This window comes from Ruegeria sp. E5, from assembly GCF_056534105.1.
The window spans coordinates 281340-298459 of record NZ_JBQFPA010000005.1 but is presented as its reverse complement, the minus strand read 5'-3'; the positions used below and the strand labels follow the sequence as shown (position 1 = coordinate 298459).

Genomic DNA, 17120 nt, shown 5'->3' with positions numbered 1-17120 from the left:
AGACGATGGTTCTTTTGCAAATTTAGGCTAGTTGATGTGTCTGATCCTTCCCAACTGCAACTGAAAAGAACATGAACGGCGTCAGCTTTTGTGGCGCGGTGCTCACCGGCAATCGACACTCCACCTCACGCCCAAATCCGACAGATGCCTTTGAACCCGCCCAGGATAATCAGATACAATTGCATCCACGCGCAGGTCGATCATTCTGCCTATTTCTTCGTGCGAATTGACCGTCCACACGGCAACACATAGGCCCAGTTCTTTTGCGCGCGCCACATTTTCAGCCGTTACATCCGTGTAGTATGGGCACCAAAGCGAACCGCCCGCTTGCTTGACCAAATTTGGAATTTCATCACGACGACCACGAAAGTCAGGGCAAACCGCTTTCGAGGAATCCTCACCAACATCCGCCGCGTTTTCCGGAAGCTGCGTCAGGTAGGAAGACGGCATGTCAGGAGCCTGCCGCTGACACTCCTCCAACAGGTTCCAATCAAAACTGTGGAGCACCGCGCGCGAAGACAATCCTTTGTCACGTACTTCTTGAAGAACCCGCCCGACAAATTTCTTCCTATAAAGCGCATCGTGAGCCAAATCCGGATCCGACTTCAGTTCGAGCATCAAATAGGCATCGCCGTATTTTGGATCATCAACCAAATCCAGCAAATCCTGCAACTTTGGAACACGGATGCCATCCAGTTGAGCTTGGTCCGGAAACCGTTGGCCATAAGCCGAATGACCATCCAACCGCCCGATGTCAAATTGCTGGATTTGCTCGAACGTCAATGACGAGACCTTCGGCTCTTCTCCGGTCAGAAACAGGCCATTTGCGTCACGAAAGCTGGGAGCGTGCAGCCGATGGTTGTGGGTTATGACCGGTACGTCATCGGCCGTCAGGACAACATCAAACTCAAGCAGCGGGACGCCGATAGAGAGCGAAAAGTCAAAGCCAATCATACTGTTTTCGGGCAGCACACCCCGCGCACCTCGATGCCCCACAACCCGGATCAGGTTTTTGCCACCACGAAAGGCTTCAACCTGTGGAAAGACCATCAGCCTTCCAACCTCTTGCCGGATGAATGGTCAAACAGATGCATGTGCTCTGAGGCAACTGAGAACCGCATGCTCGGATGCCGGCCTTCGATTGGGTGGACACCCGGAAGACTTATCGTAATCGCGTCGCCTGCATCCGTGAGCTGGCCATGCAATAAGGTGTTTGCGCCTAGCGGTTCCGCCATCTGAATAGCGGCTTCCAACGGACCATTGTCGTCCAGAAACAGATGCTCTGGTCGGATTCCAAGCTTTAGTGGGGTATCAGGCCCCGTGGATGGACCAATCTCTAAGCCCCCTATCTTAACCGTTCCGTTTTCACGCTGAGCATCAAAGATATTCATTGCAGGGCTACCAATAAACTGAGCCGCGAAAAGGGTTCCTGGTGTTTCATATACCTCCAATGGCGTCCCAATCTGCTCAGCGATGCCTCCGTTCATCACGATCATCCTGTCTGCCATCGTCATCGCTTCGACCTGATCGTGAGTCACGTAAAGCGATGTAATTCCTAACTTTTCCTGAAGCTCGCGAATTTCTAAACGCATCTGAACACGCAGCTTGGCATCAAGATTTGAGAGTGGTTCATCAAACAGGAAAACCGCCGGCTCGCGAACAATTGCCCGCCCCATTGCCACCCTTTGGCGTTGACCGCCTGAAAGCTGCCGGGGTTTGCGGTCCAACAAAGCTTCCAGCTGCAACAGTTTGGCGGCCTCGGTCACCTTCTGGTCAATCTGGTTTTTTGGAAGCCCCGCGATTTTTAGCCCATACCCCATGTTCTGGCGCACCGACATATGTGGGTAGAGCGCATAATTCTGGAACACCATCGCGATATCGCGATCCATCGGCTCTTTGTCGTTGGCTCGTTCTCCTCCAATCCGGATTTCACCGGACGTTACGGTTTCAAGGCCCGCAACCATTCGCAAAAGCGTGGATTTTCCGCAGCCCGAAGGGCCAACAATCACAATGAATTCACCGTCCGCAATATCTATGTCGATGCCATGGATAACGTCCGTCGGGCCAAAGCTCTTTTTGACATTCTCTAAGTTTACTGTTGCCATTTTTTATTTCTCGCTATCGACAAGGCCGCGGACAAAGAGCTTTTGCATAGACACCACTACGATGACCGGCGGGATCATTGCCAAAATCGAAGTGGCCATGATGACCGGCCATTCCGCCACGTCGTCGCCGGATGGGAACATCTGTTTGATACCCATCACGATGGTGTTCATTTCAGGATCGGTAGTGATGAGCAGCGGCCAGAGATATTGATTCCACCCGTAGATAAAAAGGATCACGAATAGCGCCGCGATATTCGTTCGGCTCATGGGGACCACGATATCAATGAAGAACCGCATCGGGCGGGCACCATCGACGCGTGCAGCTTCGGCCAGTTCATCCGGGATCGTCAGAAAGAACTGCCGGAACAGGAACGTTGCCGTGGCCGAGGCGATTAAGGGGAAGATCAGCCCATAGTAGCTGTTGAGCATGCCGAACCCGGCGACAACTTCGAACGTCGGCACAATACGAACTTCGACCGGAAGCATCAGCGTTAGGAAGATCAGCCAAAAGAACGTCGTTCGCCCGGGAAAACGGAAATAGACGATCGCAAAAGCTGACAGCAGCGAAATTATGATCTTGCCCACTGCGATTCCGATGGCCATCACGAGACTGTTGAACAACATTGTGGCGACCGGGACGTTCACGCCGGAAAACAGCGCGGCCTTATAGTTTTCCCAGAATTGATCGCCGGGAAGAATGGGCATGGGCGGCGACACGATTTCCGGCTGGGTCACAGTCGATGCCACGAACGCCAGCCAGATCGGGAAAAAGATGATTAAGACGCCAAGGATCATCATGGCATGGGTCAACCAGATCCCCATGCCACGTTTTTCGACCATTCCGTGTTGTTGGGCTGCCATCAGTAGTGCACCCTTTTTTCCACGTATTTGAATTGGATGACGGTCAGCAGACCAACGACAATAAGCAGGATGACGGACTGAGCGGAGGACGAACCGAGATCTTGTCCAACGAACCCATCCGAGAAGACTTTGTAGACTAGAATGGTCGTCGCCTGCTGTGGGCCACCGCCAGTGATCGTGTGGATGACGCCAAAGGTCTCAAAGAATGCATAGACAACATTCACCACTAACAGGAAGAACGCGGTTGGCGACAAAAGCGGCAGCACGATTGTGAAGAACCGGCGCCAGAAGCGCGCGCCGTCAATTGCCGCAGCCTCGATCACCGATCTTGGGACCGACTGCAGCGCTGCGAAGAAGAACAAGAAGTTATAGCTGATACGCCCCCAGGCTGAGGCTACAACCACCAGGCCCATGGCCTCGGTGCCGTTCAGAACGTGGTTCCAGTCATAACCAAGCTGGCCGAGGTACCACGACACGACACCAACACGCGTGTTGAACATGAACAGCCACAGCACGCCTGCAACAGCGGGGGCAACGGCGTAGGGCCAGATCAGCAGCGTCCGGTAAACACCCGATCCTTTGATCAGGCGGTCCGCTATGACCGCCAGAAACAACGCCGGGATCATTGAACACAGTGTTACGAGCGTTGAAAACACCGCCGTCGTCACGAAAGATGCGCGATAGAACTTGTCGCTCAGCAGAAACTCGAAGTTACCCAATCCAACAAATTGGGACGACAGCCCAAATGGGTCAGGAATGAACAGGGACTGCCACACCGCCTGCCCGGCCGGATAGAAAAAGAAAACGGCGGAGATAATGACCTGAGGGGCGATTAGAGCCAATGGCAGAAGCCAGCCGCGAAAGGTGACGCGTTTTTCCATCCCGATAAACCACCGAATAAAGAAGATGCGGGCCCGAAACAGGCCCGCATCGAATTAGGACTTATTGATTGGCAGACTCGAACCGGCGCAGCAGGGCATCGCCGCGTTCTTTCGCACTGTCCATTGCTTCCTGAGCGGTCTTTTCACCGGACCAGACAGCCTCGAGCTCTTCGTCGATGATGCCGCGGATCTGGTCAAACGACCCCAGACGCAGACCCTTCGAATTCGCAGTCGGCTCTTTGGCGGTCATCTGTATGACAGCAATGTCAGTACCTGGGTTTTCTTCATAGAAACCAGCATTTCGGGTCGCGACGCCAGCTTCGGCGGTGATTGGAAGATACCCTGTGTTCTGGTGCCAGTTCGCCTGAACGTCCGAAGACGACAGGAAGCTCAGGAATTCACCGACACCTTTGTATTCTTCAGGATCGTGACCCTCCATCACCCAAAGCGAAGCGCCACCAATAATGGTGTTTTGCGGCTCGCTTACGACCGCCTCCCAATAGGGCAATGGGCGCACGTCGAATTCGAACTCAGCCTCAGAGCTAATGCCGGCATAGCCTGCCGAACTTTCGGTGAATAGCGCGCATTCACCTGCCCGGAAGTTCGCGCCACCTTCGTTTCTGCGGCCGGTATAGATGAATTTACCATCTTTGGCCCAGTCACCCATCGCGGTCAGGTGCGCCACCTGCGTCGGTCCATTCAACATCAGTTCGGTATCAAGACCGGCAAATCCATTGTCCTTCGATGCGAATGGGACGTCGTGATAGGCCGAAAGGTTCTCAAGGTGGATCCAGCTTTGCCAAGCAGTGACCAGCGGACAGTCTTCACCCCCAGCCTTAAGCTGGTCAAGAACGTCACCAACCTTTTCCCAGGTCGACAAATCCGTGTCAGGGTCAACACCCGCCGCTTCCATAGCATCGCGATTGACCCAGAGAACGGGTGTGGACGAGTTGAAGGGCAGCGACAGCATGTCCCCGTCAGTGGTCGTATAGTAGCCTTTGACAGCACCAATGTAGGCATCAGGATCGAATGATGCACCGCTTTCAGCCATCACTTCATACACGGGTTTGATAGCCCCTTCGGCCGACATCATCGTTGCCGTGCCTACTTCGAAAACCATCAGGATATGTGGTTGTTCACCTGCTCGGAAAGCAGCAATACCCGCATTCAAGGTTTCCGAATAGTTGCCTTTATGGCTTTCTACTACAGTGAACTCATCTTGGCTGGCATTGAACTCTTCAACCTGAGCCTTCACAAGATCGCCTAGTCGACCGGTGAAGGCATGCCAGAACTGAATTTCGGTTTGCGCCATAGCCGCCACCGGCGACAGAGCAGTTGTTAAGGCGAGAGCGCCTAGAAAATTCTTTTTCATGATTCCTCCCATGCATCAGGGGTTGATGCTTCGTTGAATACCGACCGCAACGCGTAATCAGCACACATGACGATTTCACGACGTTAACGTTACAATTTTATAATTCAAGCATTTAATTTTTGAGAAAAACATAACATTACATTATAAACCAGCCAGGCAAACAATGAACCAGGTTCAAAAAATGAGTCAAACTTTGCGAATCCGGCAATTGGAAGCGCTCATGGCCGTTTCCACCAATGGGTCGGTCACTGCTGCGGCAACGGATCTTGGGATAAGTCAGCCCGCAGTCAGCAGACTGCTTTCTGATTTGGAAAAATCACTTGGCTTTCAGCTTTTTGATCGCCGCGAAGGTCGCTTGGTGCCCTCGCAGGAGGTACGATATCTGCAACCCAGCGTAGAGCGCGTTCTGGAATTGATGAAGCAAATCTCGGATGTCAGTCAGGACATCACACAGCGCAAAGCGGGTCACATCCGCGTCGCTTGCTTACCGGGATTCGCCACAAGTCATCTTCCCGATGTCGTCGCCAAGTTTTTGCAGGATCGGCCCGGCGTCACCCTGACGATTGAACCAGACCGACCGGAACGGATTCTCGAGTGGATGATAGGTGAGCAGTATGATTTCGGGATCACGGACAGCTTTAACGGTCACCCGGCCGTTGAAAGCAGAAACATCAATGTCCGCACAGTTTGCGTGTTTCCCACCGGGCATGAATTGGAAAGCCTCGCTGAGGTGACACCAGCGGATATTAAAGATGCTAAAATTATCCATACACGACGCGACAGCGACTTTTTTGGGCGGCTTTCCAAAGCGTTTCAGAGCGCCAACGTAGAGTTGAATTCCCACATCGAAGTCAGGCAGTTCACCGCAGCTTGTGAGTTGGCACTAAAAGGTGTCGGAGTTTCCGTGGTAAGCGAGTTGGACGCCATCCAGTATTCAACGCGTGGATTGAGCTATAGGCCGTTCAAGCCGTTGCTTCCACATACACTATCGCTTGTGCGCCCAATATTGAAACAACCGTCACTGGTGACACTCGAATTCATCGAACAGTTTCAAGAAAGCTTAAAACCGTTCAAAGCCCAATGAGCCCGTCAAAAAAACCACGGTACATGAAAGAGCCTTTGCGCTGCCGACAAATCACCTACCCCTTTCTGCATAAGAAACATCAGAGTTTTGAGACCTCTGGGCATCATCCGGATCCAGCACCAAAGCGATCCACACCCATTCAGCCATGATCAGTGAAACAGCCATAAATTTCGCAAAGGAGCATCAATTGCAAGCTTCCTAATCCTTGCTCGCCAAAATCCATTTGACCGCGCAAATAGCATTCGTCTGACCAACGTGCTAGCGCTGCAGTAAGAGGCAGGCTTATCCGTAGTGCAGGTTGATCGAAATGCGGGGACCGATGTTATCGAAGGTTAAGTTTGAACAACGTAAACGCACTTATGCTGAACCAGCGCACTGTACACGAAATGATCGAGCCAGTTCAGATGCAGGTTTTACGCAGCACCAACAAAACTGTGTCCAGATAGTTCAGTTTCTCCGATCATTGGCCACCCTTAAACTTCCGCCACTAGAGCAAGGAGCAGAATAATGGACATAAGACCACTGACAGGCGGTTTGGGAGCTGAGATCATGGATGCTGACATCCGCGACAGTACCCAGTTTGAAGATATTCACGCCGCGTTTGCAAAGTACTCTGTGATCGTCGTCAGAGATCAGCAGGTCAGCCCAGACGATCACCTGGAATTTGCCCGTCGCTTCGGTCCGATCAATGTCAATCGATTCTTCAGACCTGTCGATGGCCATCCTGAGATCGCCATGGTGCTTAAGGAAAAGGATCAAAGAGAAGCGGTCGGCGAAGGTTGGCATACCGACCATTCGTACGATCAAGAACCCGCCATGGGTTCTATTCTCCATGCCATCGAAATGCCGCCATACGGCGGGGACACGCTTTTTGTTTCAATGGGCGCAGCCTATGACGCACTGTCCGTGCCGGTGCGCCAGTTTCTGCATGGGCTTACAGCCATTCATTCATCGCGGCATGTCTTTGGTGCAGCTGCGCAAGAAAGCGAGGCTGCAACAAGCGGGCGTCTGAGCAACGCAGAAAACGCCGTTCAAGACGCACGCCACCCAGTAGTCATCACGCATCCCTTGAGTGGGCGTCGCGGATTATTCGTGAACCCGGTGTTTACCACGCATATCGAGGGCCTCTCCCGTGAGGAGTCCGATGCAATCCTTGCCATGCTCTATGAACATTGCAAACAACCTGAATTCCAATGCCGCGTCCGATGGCGGACTGGAGACATCACCATGTGGGACAACCGAGCGACATGGCACAAGGCCATCAACGACTATCACGGATTTCGACGCCTGATGCATCGAGTAACTGTGGAGGGCTCAGCTGTTTCCGCCATTCAGCCGACATAGAATACAGCCCCGAGGGTGCGCAAAATTGCCTATGGTGTGAGTTCGGACCATTAAATTGCCAATGTCGCGAATGCCTGATTTGACGGACCCAACCGTCACAATGGCAACCTCAAGCAAATGGTGGGTTCGGGCTGTTCTCGATTTTGGTGTTTGTGCCCGGAAGGACAAATTGTTGCTGAACCGCAATCAGCAGCGGGGAGCTGTCCCAATCAGGTTCCCCATAGTAACCGACGCCGGCTTTCTAGAAATTGCTCAAGTGCAAACAGGCAAAGCCTGATTTCAAGCAGAATTCGTCAGGGACCGAAGCCCCTGACAGATGTTGAATTTACCAGGTTGAGTCCGGGTCAACTTTGAAAAGATGCTCCATAAACACGCGAGTGACGGCCTGCAGTTTATCGGTGCGCGCGTGGTCGCGTTGCAGTTCGGCTGGAACCACATTCCATGTTATAGGTTCAACACCAGCCTCGATCATGCGGCGCATGCCGTTTGCGTGGCTGGTCTGAGTGATCGATCCAACGGCATCTTCCGGAACGTAGACGTCATATCCGGGCAACTCGGCCTCAATCGCGGGATAAGCCAGACATACATCCGTCCAAAGACCGCCCATTATCAGCTTCTTTCGGCCCGTTGCTTCAACTGCAGCTACAAATTCAGGCTCTTCCCAAGCGTTCACATTGGTCCGGTCAACAAATACCGCGTTCGGGGCCAGTTCGCGCAAATCTTCGATCATAGGATCATAGCCGTTCAATCCTACGGCTACATGGCTGAATATGATCGGGATGTCGTAGATCACGGCGGTCTTTATCAGACCCGTGGTATTGTTGATCAGCTCTTCGTGGTTGATATTCTTAACCCCAGCCAAAATCGGCGGCTGGTAGTCGATAAGGATCAGCGCCGAGTTGGTCGGTGACAGAAACGGGTCATTATCTGCGACTCGGACAGGCGTGCCTTGATAGCCGTCTGGGTATGTTGCGACACCATCCACTGTTTTGATCATAGGTATTTCTGCGGTTGCTGGGAGTGCTACGGCGCTGATCGTCAAGCTCAGGGCTGCGGCGAACGGTTTGATGAAAGTGGTCATGGGAGCATCTCCATTAATGATGGGGGTTCAACCGTGCACATGCTCGGCGATCAGTCGCGCGACAGATGGTCCGGGACCAACAAGTTCCAGGACATTACGATCCGGATCGCGGATGAAAATTGTCTTGGTACCGCGAAATTCTCGACGGCCTGTGATGGCTATGCTGTGTTCGGTAACAAAGGCCTCGGTTGCTTCGGCGTCCCTTACCTTGACGGCCAGGTGCGTGATGCCGGGAAACTTCTCGACCTCATCCATCAAGACGTTTTCACCAGCTTTTGCTGTAGCGGGGCCTAACAGGTTGATGTTGATCCCGGACGGATGCAGCATCACCAACGGATGGCCATGGTCATAGCCGCCATCCGCGATCAACTCGAATCCCAGCAACTCATAGAAGGCGACTGATGTATCGCGGTCGCTGATGCGGATACCAATGTGATCGAAGTTTCTTATATCCAACATGGTTTGGCCTTTCATTACACTGCAACCAACGTAACTATACTTGTATTGATGCTTAATAGCTCATCTGGAAGGTAATTTATTCCAAATGGATCATAATAAGGATTTGTTCGACGGCGTGGTTCTGTTCTGCACAGTAGTGGAACAGGAAGGCATGAGTGCCGCCGCAAAACTGCTGGGCCATACGCCTAGCCATGTCAGTAAAGAAATCGGACGGCTTGAGGCCCGGCTTGGCGCCCGGTTATTGAATCGGACCACGCGTCGGATCAGCCTGACGGAATCCGGGCGCATATACTATAAAAACGCCCGCCGGATTGTGGATGACGCCCGCGCCGTACAAAACAGGTTGCATTCCATCGGCGACAGACCCTTTGGAGAGCTTCGGATGAGCGTTCCTGTGGTTTTTGCACATGGATGGCTGAACGATCGGTTGCCCGAATTTCTGCAGCGATACCCCGAAGTTGATCTGAACATTGACATATCCGAGCGCCGGGCCGACATGATCGGTGAAGGCATCGATCTGCTGGTGCGCATCGGTGATTTGCCTCCGTCCGATTTGATTGCACGCAAACTTTTTCGCACACAAGGTCTTACAGTGGCTTCCCCCGCCTATCTGAAACGAAACGGCACGCCCCGCCACCCCGATGACCTAAAGGGGCATCAACTAATTGATTTTTCGTTTCACGGGGCCACCCAAAACTGGACCTACCCAGGACCAGATGGTGAGGCAATCGCGGTTCCAATCGCTCCTCGTATTCGATGCAACGATGGTCATACCGAAAAGGTGCTGGCCCTTGCTGGTCGTGGGATTACACGTCTGCCTCAGCTCTCCTGTCAGGCTGAACTGGATGCCGGGGCATTGGTGGCGATCTTACCCGATTTCAGCCCGCCTTCTATCGGAGTCCATGTGATCTATGCCAGCCGCGACAACCTGCCCGCAAAGACCCGCGCTATGATCGATTTTCTGGTCGAAATGAGCGGCTGAAGTCAGGTGCCGCCGAAGTTTCAAAGTCCTTCGTTTGCTGTGAGCAGTCTTCTTGCGGACAGTATCGCGCCTTGCAGCAATGTCTGATTTGATCAACCACGTCATAGTTTTACTTACGCCACGATAGGCAGCAATGAGCTGACTGATGGGAAATAATGGGTAGAAAACTGCAATCATTACATCTTTCCCGCAATTCCTAATCTGTCGAAACATGGAATCCGGCAAACAGGGTCATTGAACACGTTCAAGCGTCGGGCTTAGTTGAGCCAACGCGTTGACCACGCCAAACAACTCATTTTCGAATGAAAGCAAGGCATCGGACTTCGCATCCACGATCGGGTAAAGCAGGCCAAACGTCATCCAGCGTTCAGGCGTCACCGGTACAAGTGCTAGTTTGTCCGAATTGGTTTGGGCGACGACCAACTCGTCCGCAACAGTTACACCAGCACCCTCTGCAACAAGCGAGCACGCGAGTTGAGATGCTGCCACTTCGCAAGTTTGCTTTGGTGTGACACCAGCAGAGTGAAAAATATCGTCCAACTGGTCGCGCAACAACAGACCGTGCATCAAGCGTATGATAGTTTCTTCCGCGAGATCACTCGCCGTAATTTCTTCTCGGATGGAAAGAGGATGATCCAATGGTAAGACCGCTTGTGCTCTCACTCTCAACAAAGGTTTAGTGACAATGCCCGGATGATCGACGGGCAAAGCACCAATACCGATATCGTATTCTCGTCCGGCCAACCATTTCCCCGCTTCACGTCTTGCCCGGACATCAAGGTTGATATTGGTGCCGGGGCTGGCCTTCATGAATCGCGCTACGGCCGGGGCTGACAGCGACTGCGCAATTCGGGGCATGGTTACAATCCTCAGAGTTTCCGTGCGACCTGCCCGGATTTCGGCAGCGATCCGAGGAACTTCATCAAGGTTGTCCAGGATGCGGCCTGCCTCGCGGTAGAACGCCAACCCTTCGGGTGTCGGGGTCAGATTGCGGCCGCTGCGGTCAAACAGCGTCAGCTTGAGTTCGGCCTCGAGCCCCGAAATCAAGCGGCTGATCGCAGGCTGGCTAAGGTGCAGAATCTCGGATGCGGCAACTAGCGAGCCTTCGGACAATGTTGCGCGAAAGGCGCGTAGGGCCTTGATGTTCATCAATCTATACTTTCAATTTTTGCAAGAGTAGATAACATATTTGCATTTTTTACAATTGATGTTTTCGCGTAAATTGATCCCAAGCGAATTTGGGAGGTTACTCATGAAACGCAGAACGCTTCTTGGTGCTGTTATTGCCGCCATAGCCGTCACCACGACTGCCACCGCAACCTTTGCAGCGGATTGGCCAAAACGACCAATCAACCTGGTTGTTCCCTACAAGGCCGGGGGCGGTACTGACGCCTATGCCCGCGCCATCTCGGCCGCGGCGGAAGGCACGCTGGATGTGCCCGTTGTTGTGGTCAACAAGCCGGGGTCGGGCGGCCTGAATGGGGCCAATGCGGTGGTTGGCGCACGGCCCGACGGGTATACTCTGATGATGACATCCGGAGGATCGTTCCTTTTGTCGACGATGACCCGAGATACTGACATTGATGCATTGGAGAGCTTCGATTTTGTCGCTCAGGTAGGACAATTGCAGACGTCGCTTATGGTGCCAGTCAACAGTCCGTATCAGACCGTTCAGGATTTAATTGACGCGGCCAAGGCCAATCCCGGCGAGCTGCGTTGGGCACACTCTGGGCGTGGTGGATTCCACCACGTCGGTGGGTTGGGCTTTCTGGCCAGTAACGGGATTGACGCCCAGGATGTGCCGTTCAAAGGCGGCGGGCCGACCCGGGCTGCCCTGATCGGCGAGCAGGCTGATTTCGGGTTCCTTGGCGTTCAGCAACTTGCTGGTTTTCAAGAGCAATTGAGGGCACTGGCCGTCAACAGTCAGGAGCGGGATGGCATCATGACTGATGTCCCCTCGTTTGGTGAGCTGGGCATTCCATTCGCTGCAGTATCATCCCCAGTGATCGTCTTTGCACCTAAGGGCACACCGGTAGAAGTGATTGCTGCGTTGGAGACCGCGCTGGAAGAAATTGCCGCCAAGCCAGAATTTGCGGAACTCCTTGCCTCACGCGGAACCGGCCCGGTCTATCAGAATGGAGCGGACGCAAAAACAACTCTATCCGCAATGAAAGAGGACGCCACTCCCTTGGTCCAAAGCCTGACCAACTAATGTCCTCATGGTCGGGTGAACAATGGTCACCCGACCCCCTTGTTCATGTTGATATCTCGGAGGAAAGACATGCGTGCCTATGCAGAAGGTCTGGTGCTTGCCCTCATCTCAATCTTTGCAATCTGGGGGGCCTGGCAAGTACCGGCCGCATCTCCGGGCGATACATGGGCCGGGATTGTGCCATTCTCCGCCGCTCTCGCTCTACTTGCTCTGTCCGGTGTTATGGTGTTGAGCGCAACGCGCCAGACGGCGGGTGACACAAGTGACGATCAAGACAGCAGCGCGACTTTACAGATCATAGGTCTGTTTATCATCGCTATGCTGTACCAGCAGTCGTTCCGCTGGTTCGGCTACCTGCTGCCGACTGCGATCGTGACGCCGATCGTCCTCTACATTTTCGGCGTACGCAGTCGGATCGGATTGGTTTTGTCGATCGTTCTTTGCCCGCTGGTCTTCCATCTCATCTTTTTTGTCCTGCTGGGTGTGTACCCGCCACATGGCGAAGTTTTCGACCTTCTCAGCTGGATTCAGGGGTAAAACATCATGGAGATCTTTCCTGCACTTCTGTCGGTGGTGACTGACCCTACATTGCTCTTTGCCATCGTACTTGCAGCGGCGGTTGGGATGGTGGTTGGTGCGACACCTGGCCTGACTGCCTCTGCGGCTATCGCGATGTTGCTTCCAATCACCTTTTATATGTCGCCGATCTTTGCGTTGGCATTTCTGTATGTGATCGGCAAGTCCGGTCGGTACGGCGGCTCGATCGCAGCAATCCTGTTCAACACACCCGGAACAGCGGCCAGTGCAGCGACTCAGATCGATGGCTATCCGTTGGCACGAGCGGGCAAAGCAGGAAAAGCTATGAAAGTGGCGACAATCTCGTCCGTCATCGGCGACCTGATGGGGGATGTCCTGCTGGTCATCGGTGTAGGTTTCATTGCGGCCGTCGCACTGAAACTCGGCCCGCCTGAGACTTTCGCCATCTACTTTGCCGCTTTTGTCGTAATCGGTTCTGTCATTGGCACTTCCATCGTCAAGGGTCTGGCATCGGCCTTGATGGGCATCCTGATCGCCATGGTCGGGCTGGACCCGATTTCGAGCGAAGAGCGCTATACATTCGGATCGTTCGATCTATCCAATGGCATCGGCTTGGTACCCCTGATGATAGGTGTTTTTGTATTGGGCGAAGTATTCGCGCAGCTAGAATCCCGCCGCAAGGCCACCGGAGAGACCAAAGAGAATGAAACCACAGCGGATGGCAACAGTCTAACCTGGGCGGAATACAAACCCTGTCTTCCGCACGCATTGCGTGGTGGGTTCATCGGCGCAGGCATCGGTGTATTGCCCGGCCTGGGATCGGCGATCGCGGCGTTCATCTCTTATGGAGAAGGCAAACGCCACGCGAACAACTCCGAGATGTGGGGCAAGGGGGCACTAGAAGGCGTTGCCGCACCTGAGGCTGCCAATAATGCTGTGTCCGGTCCATCAATGGCTCCATTGCTGACGCTGGGCATTCCAGGTTCGACCATCGGGGCAATATTGCTGGGCGTTTTCCTGATCCACGGCATTCAGGTTGGTCCGACCTTATTCCTGACGGATAAGGAGCTGGTGTACAAACTTTTCGCATGCGGCATGCTGGGTATTCTGGCTTATGGCTTGATCGGTTATTTCGGCGCCACACAAGTTGCCCGCCTGATCCTGAAGATTCCGACCAATGTGCTGTATCCACTGATCTTCCTAACCGCGTTTGTAGCAGCCTATTCAGCCAGTGGATCGATGTTTGACGTAACCGTCATGACCGTAGCGGGGTTCGCCGGCTGGCTGATGCGGAAATACGACTTTAACGTTGCAGCGTTCGTAATTTCCTTTGTGCTGGCTAAGGGTGCCGAGGAAACCTTTCGCCAATCCCTACTGATGTCCGAAGGCGGCGCACTGATATTTGTCGAACGCCCCATAGCTCTTGCGTTCATCATCGTCGGCTTTGCTGCCATGGCGTTCCGAATCCGAGGTATCGTCAAAGAACGCCGCATCTCTCGTGGAGGGCTCGAAGATGCTTGAATACAGTATCTACCGAGATTGCTTTTCCAGCGCCGATATGCGGTCGATCTGGTCTGAGCACGCCACGATATCCGCCTGGCTTAAGGTCGAACAGGTTCTTGCGGCGCATCAAGCTGCGGCTGCTCTAATCCCGATTGAGGCTGCTGAAGCAATTGAGGAGATTTCGATCTGCGATCTGAACCATGAGGAATTGCGGAAAGAGATGATGTTTGTTGGCCGCCCCATCGTAGGACTGGCCAAACAGTTGCGCCAACTATTGCCAGAACACTCGGCCCATGTGCACTATCGTACGACCACGCAGGATGTGATGGACACGGCGTTGGCGATGCAGATGAAACTGGGGCTTGAGCAAATACAAAGCACCCTCGGCGATGTCATGGCTGCGATCGCTCATCATATTTCCGCCCATCCAGACACAATGATGATGGGAAGAACCAATGGTCAGCATGCTGTGCCCATTCGCCTTGCGACGAAGCTTGAAGTCTGGCGATCTGAACTGGGTCGGCGGTCTGAGGCACTTCAAGAGGCGGCAAAACGTGGATTGAATGTTCAGATTGGTGGCCCCGTCGGAGACTTGCGCGAATATGAAAATGGCATTGGTCGCCAGATTAAACAGGATGTTGCTCATTCACTCGGTCTGAACGTCGTCGAACCGCACTGGCAGAACGCTCGTGACGGTATCGCTGACATCGTCACCGCCCTTGGCTCGCTTTGCGGGACGCTGTGCAAAATCGCCCACAACGTCAATCAACTGTCATCATCCGACATCGGTGAATTCGCCGAAGTTCATGAACCTGGCAAAGGATCGTCTTCAGCGATGGCCCACAAACGAAATCAACGCGCATCGGAATTTGGGGAGGCCGTCGCTCGGCTGGGACGCCAACGGGCCGGACAAATAGGTGAACTGACCCATCATGAGCATGAACGATCGGGTGGCGTCTGGATTGGGGAATGGATCGTTGTTCCCGAGGTCTTTCTTTTGACTTCCGGCGCGCTGCATTGGTCGGAACGGATGTTCAAGAGTTTAGTGACCGATACTAACGCGATGGCGCTGCTGGTTTCGTCTTATCGCCCTGTGAATAGTATCTATCATCTAGATAGATCATAACTAAACACATCGCATCCTGACTTGTCGAAGCGTGGCAGAACACAGGAGATGCCACTATGACCAAGAAGATCACAATCATCGGTGCCACAGGCCATTTGGGGCATCGCGTGACCGCGAAACTTGTTGAGAAAGGTGCAGAAGTAACTGCCATCGTGCGTGATCCTGAGGCGGCAAAATCAATGCTTCCCACGCAGGTTCGGCTTATCCAGGGCGACGTGTCGGACTTGGCCAGCCTGAGATCAGCCCTTCACGGCACTGAGACGCTGTACATTACGCTGAATACCGAATCTCTGGACACCAACGCACCATTCCACACAGAGCGGGAAGGCGTAATTAACATTATCGCGGCAGCAAAAGAGGTCGATGTTCAGCACATCATGCAAATTGCAGGGGTCGACTACGCTTATCCGCAGTTTTCGACCGAGGGCATGGCCTATGGCACCAACGCGATACGCACGGGCGGGATCAATGCCATCAAAGCATCTGGCATTCCTTATACTCTTTTCTTTTGCTCCTTCTTTTTGGATTCATTGCCCAAGCTATTGATGGACAATCAATTGGCCGTAATCGGAAATCACATTCATCCAATCTGGTTCACCAATTCCAGCGATCTTGCAGAACTCGTCCACAATGCCATCGGTAACGATGCTGCCAAAAACATGGAATTTGCCGTGTAGGGTCAACAGGCCGTCACGTATACCGAAGCGGCCAAAGAATTTCTCGCTTCTTTCGCCCCCGAGGCGGAGGTGGTTGAGTTACCCATGGATGCTCTTGATGAAATGGGGCTGCCGGAAGAGCAGGCCGTTTTCATCGAACACGTTTTGACGTTTGTGCAACAGTTGCGGGAAGAGCAAGTGGACAGAGAAACCCGTGGGATTCTTGGAGCGCCAAAACACACCATTACCTCATTCGCCGAGGAGCTTCGAAATGAGGCTTAAGTCACGTTGGAATTTTGAATAACGGCTTTTTCAGCGAGCAACTCCTTAAGCCTTACCGTCGCTCGACCTATAGGCCTTTCGAAAGACCAGATCATATCCACCGAGCGTTCGGCGTAGTTCTTGGTCTCGAATTGCAGTGGCAGGATTTTTAACGCTCCGGTCTGAACAAAGACGTCCACCGCGTGCAATGGCAGCGCCGACCACCCTAGGCCGGCCTGCACAAGATCAATGGCTTCCGATGCAGTGCTGACCTGCCAAATAGACGACGATGCCTTAAGGATAGCGCTGTTGGGATTATCGGCTTCCTTCAATAATATCTGACGATGTAGTCGCAATTCTTCCCAAGAGACTGACGACATTTGAGCAAGCGGACCTTCGGGATGGCTGACACACACCAGCCTGAGCGTGCCCAATGAGCAAAAGTCCAGTGCCTGGGGGATGCCCTCAGGTTCCAGAATAACCCTCAAATCCACCACACCATCGACGATCAATCGCTGAATCTCAGCGGCAGTAAAGGCACGTATCTCCACATCGACAGAAGGAAATTCTTCTCTGAAGCTGCGAATGATCTCTCCCAGATTGGCCAGTTTGATGTGCGGCGCCATGGCGAGGGTAACGCGGTTTTCCAATGTCAT

The 17120-nt window shown here is 53.3% G+C and carries 18 protein-coding genes; 9 read left to right on the top strand and 9 right to left on the bottom strand.

Annotated elements, in window-relative coordinates:
* Positions 1–102: 102 nt before the first annotated feature.
* The 5 genes from ACR0BI_RS18570 to ugpB form a co-directional block, all read right to left on the bottom strand.
* Entirely contained in the window at positions 103–1050 is a 948-nt protein-coding gene (locus ACR0BI_RS18570) for a glycerophosphodiester phosphodiesterase family protein (protein ID WP_480562543.1), read from the bottom strand.
* Positions 1050–2105 carry a sn-glycerol-3-phosphate ABC transporter ATP-binding protein UgpC gene (ugpC, locus tag ACR0BI_RS18565; protein WP_170425030.1) on the bottom strand — a complete coding sequence of 352 codons (1056 nt, stop codon included), beginning with the start codon at positions 2103–2105 and terminating at the stop codon, positions 1050–1052. The genes ACR0BI_RS18570 and ugpC overlap by 1 nt, the downstream gene beginning before the upstream one ends.
* A gap of 3 nt (positions 2106–2108) precedes the next feature.
* On the bottom strand, positions 2109–2945 hold the full coding sequence (ugpE, locus tag ACR0BI_RS18560) for a sn-glycerol-3-phosphate ABC transporter permease UgpE (RefSeq protein ID WP_170392936.1): 837 nt from the start codon (positions 2943–2945) through the stop codon (positions 2109–2111).
* Between the two features lie 20 nt (positions 2946–2965).
* On the bottom strand, positions 2966–3847 hold the full coding sequence (ugpA, locus tag ACR0BI_RS18555) for a sn-glycerol-3-phosphate ABC transporter permease UgpA (RefSeq protein WP_155150415.1): 882 nt from the start codon (positions 3845–3847) through the stop codon (positions 2966–2968).
* A gap of 61 nt (positions 3848–3908) precedes the next feature.
* On the bottom strand, positions 3909–5219 hold the full coding sequence (ugpB, locus tag ACR0BI_RS18550) for a sn-glycerol-3-phosphate ABC transporter substrate-binding protein UgpB (protein ID WP_170392713.1): 1311 nt from the start codon (positions 5217–5219) through the stop codon (positions 3909–3911).
* Between the two features lie 163 nt (positions 5220–5382).
* Here ugpB and ACR0BI_RS18545 point away from each other — a divergent pair, with 163 nt between their 5' ends.
* Positions 5383–6303: a LysR substrate-binding domain-containing protein gene (locus ACR0BI_RS18545; RefSeq protein WP_480888639.1), complete on the top strand. Its 921-nt coding sequence runs from the start codon at positions 5383–5385 to the stop codon at positions 6301–6303.
* Positions 6304–6810: 507 nt separating this feature from the next.
* Entirely contained in the window at positions 6811–7647 is an 837-nt protein-coding gene (locus ACR0BI_RS18540) for a TauD/TfdA family dioxygenase (protein WP_170597514.1), read from the top strand.
* A 325-nt stretch (positions 7648–7972) separates the two neighbouring features.
* Here ACR0BI_RS18540 and ACR0BI_RS18535 read toward each other — a convergent pair whose 3' ends face one another.
* A complete protein-coding gene (locus ACR0BI_RS18535) occupies positions 7973–8728 on the bottom strand; it encodes an isochorismatase family protein (RefSeq protein ID WP_480562544.1) in 756 nt (251 codons plus the stop codon).
* Between the two features lie 27 nt (positions 8729–8755).
* The gene (locus ACR0BI_RS18530; protein ID WP_170597518.1) at positions 8756–9202 is read right to left on the bottom strand and encodes a VOC family protein; all 447 of its coding nucleotides are present in this window, start codon (positions 9200–9202) and stop codon (positions 8756–8758) included.
* A 70-nt stretch (positions 9203–9272) separates the two neighbouring features.
* On the opposite strand from ACR0BI_RS18530, the gene ACR0BI_RS18525 reads away from it, so the two are divergent.
* A complete protein-coding gene (locus ACR0BI_RS18525) occupies positions 9273–10169 on the top strand; it encodes a LysR family transcriptional regulator (protein ID WP_480562546.1) in 897 nt (298 codons plus the stop codon).
* A gap of 231 nt (positions 10170–10400) precedes the next feature.
* Here the strand turns inward: ACR0BI_RS18525 and ACR0BI_RS18520 are convergent, their stop codons facing one another.
* Positions 10401–11318, bottom strand: coding sequence for a LysR family transcriptional regulator (locus ACR0BI_RS18520; RefSeq protein ID WP_170392719.1), 918 nt, complete (start codon positions 11316–11318; stop codon positions 10401–10403).
* A 103-nt stretch (positions 11319–11421) separates the two neighbouring features.
* Here ACR0BI_RS18520 and ACR0BI_RS18515 point away from each other — a divergent pair, with 103 nt between their 5' ends.
* The 6 genes from ACR0BI_RS18515 (at position 11422) to ACR0BI_RS18490 (ending at position 16485) form a co-directional block, all read left to right on the top strand.
* Positions 11422–12381, top strand: a complete 960-nt coding sequence (locus ACR0BI_RS18515; protein ID WP_170597523.1) for a tripartite tricarboxylate transporter substrate binding protein — start codon at positions 11422–11424, stop codon at positions 12379–12381.
* Between the two features lie 69 nt (positions 12382–12450).
* Positions 12451–12918, top strand: coding sequence for a tripartite tricarboxylate transporter TctB family protein (locus ACR0BI_RS18510; protein WP_480562547.1), 468 nt, complete (start codon positions 12451–12453; stop codon positions 12916–12918).
* Between the two features lie 6 nt (positions 12919–12924).
* Complete coding sequence (locus ACR0BI_RS18505; protein ID WP_170392722.1) at positions 12925–14439, top strand: tripartite tricarboxylate transporter permease; 1515 nt, start codon at positions 12925–12927, stop codon at positions 14437–14439.
* The gene (locus ACR0BI_RS18500) at positions 14432–15547 is read left to right on the top strand and encodes a lyase family protein (RefSeq protein WP_170425004.1); all 1116 of its coding nucleotides are present in this window, start codon (positions 14432–14434) and stop codon (positions 15545–15547) included. The genes ACR0BI_RS18505 and ACR0BI_RS18500 overlap by 8 nt, the downstream gene beginning before the upstream one ends.
* Positions 15548–15603: 56 nt before the next feature.
* A complete protein-coding gene (locus tag ACR0BI_RS18495) occupies positions 15604–16224 on the top strand; it encodes an SDR family oxidoreductase (protein WP_480562548.1) in 621 nt (206 codons plus the stop codon).
* An 84-nt stretch (positions 16225–16308) separates the two neighbouring features.
* Positions 16309–16485, top strand: coding sequence for a hypothetical protein (locus ACR0BI_RS18490; RefSeq protein ID WP_480562549.1), 177 nt, complete (start codon positions 16309–16311; stop codon positions 16483–16485).
* Here the strand turns inward: ACR0BI_RS18490 and ACR0BI_RS18485 are convergent.
* Positions 16482–17120, bottom strand: coding sequence for a substrate-binding domain-containing protein (locus ACR0BI_RS18485; RefSeq protein ID WP_170597529.1), 639 nt, complete (start codon positions 17118–17120; stop codon positions 16482–16484). The two genes, ACR0BI_RS18490 and ACR0BI_RS18485, sit on opposite strands and share 4 nt — an antisense overlap.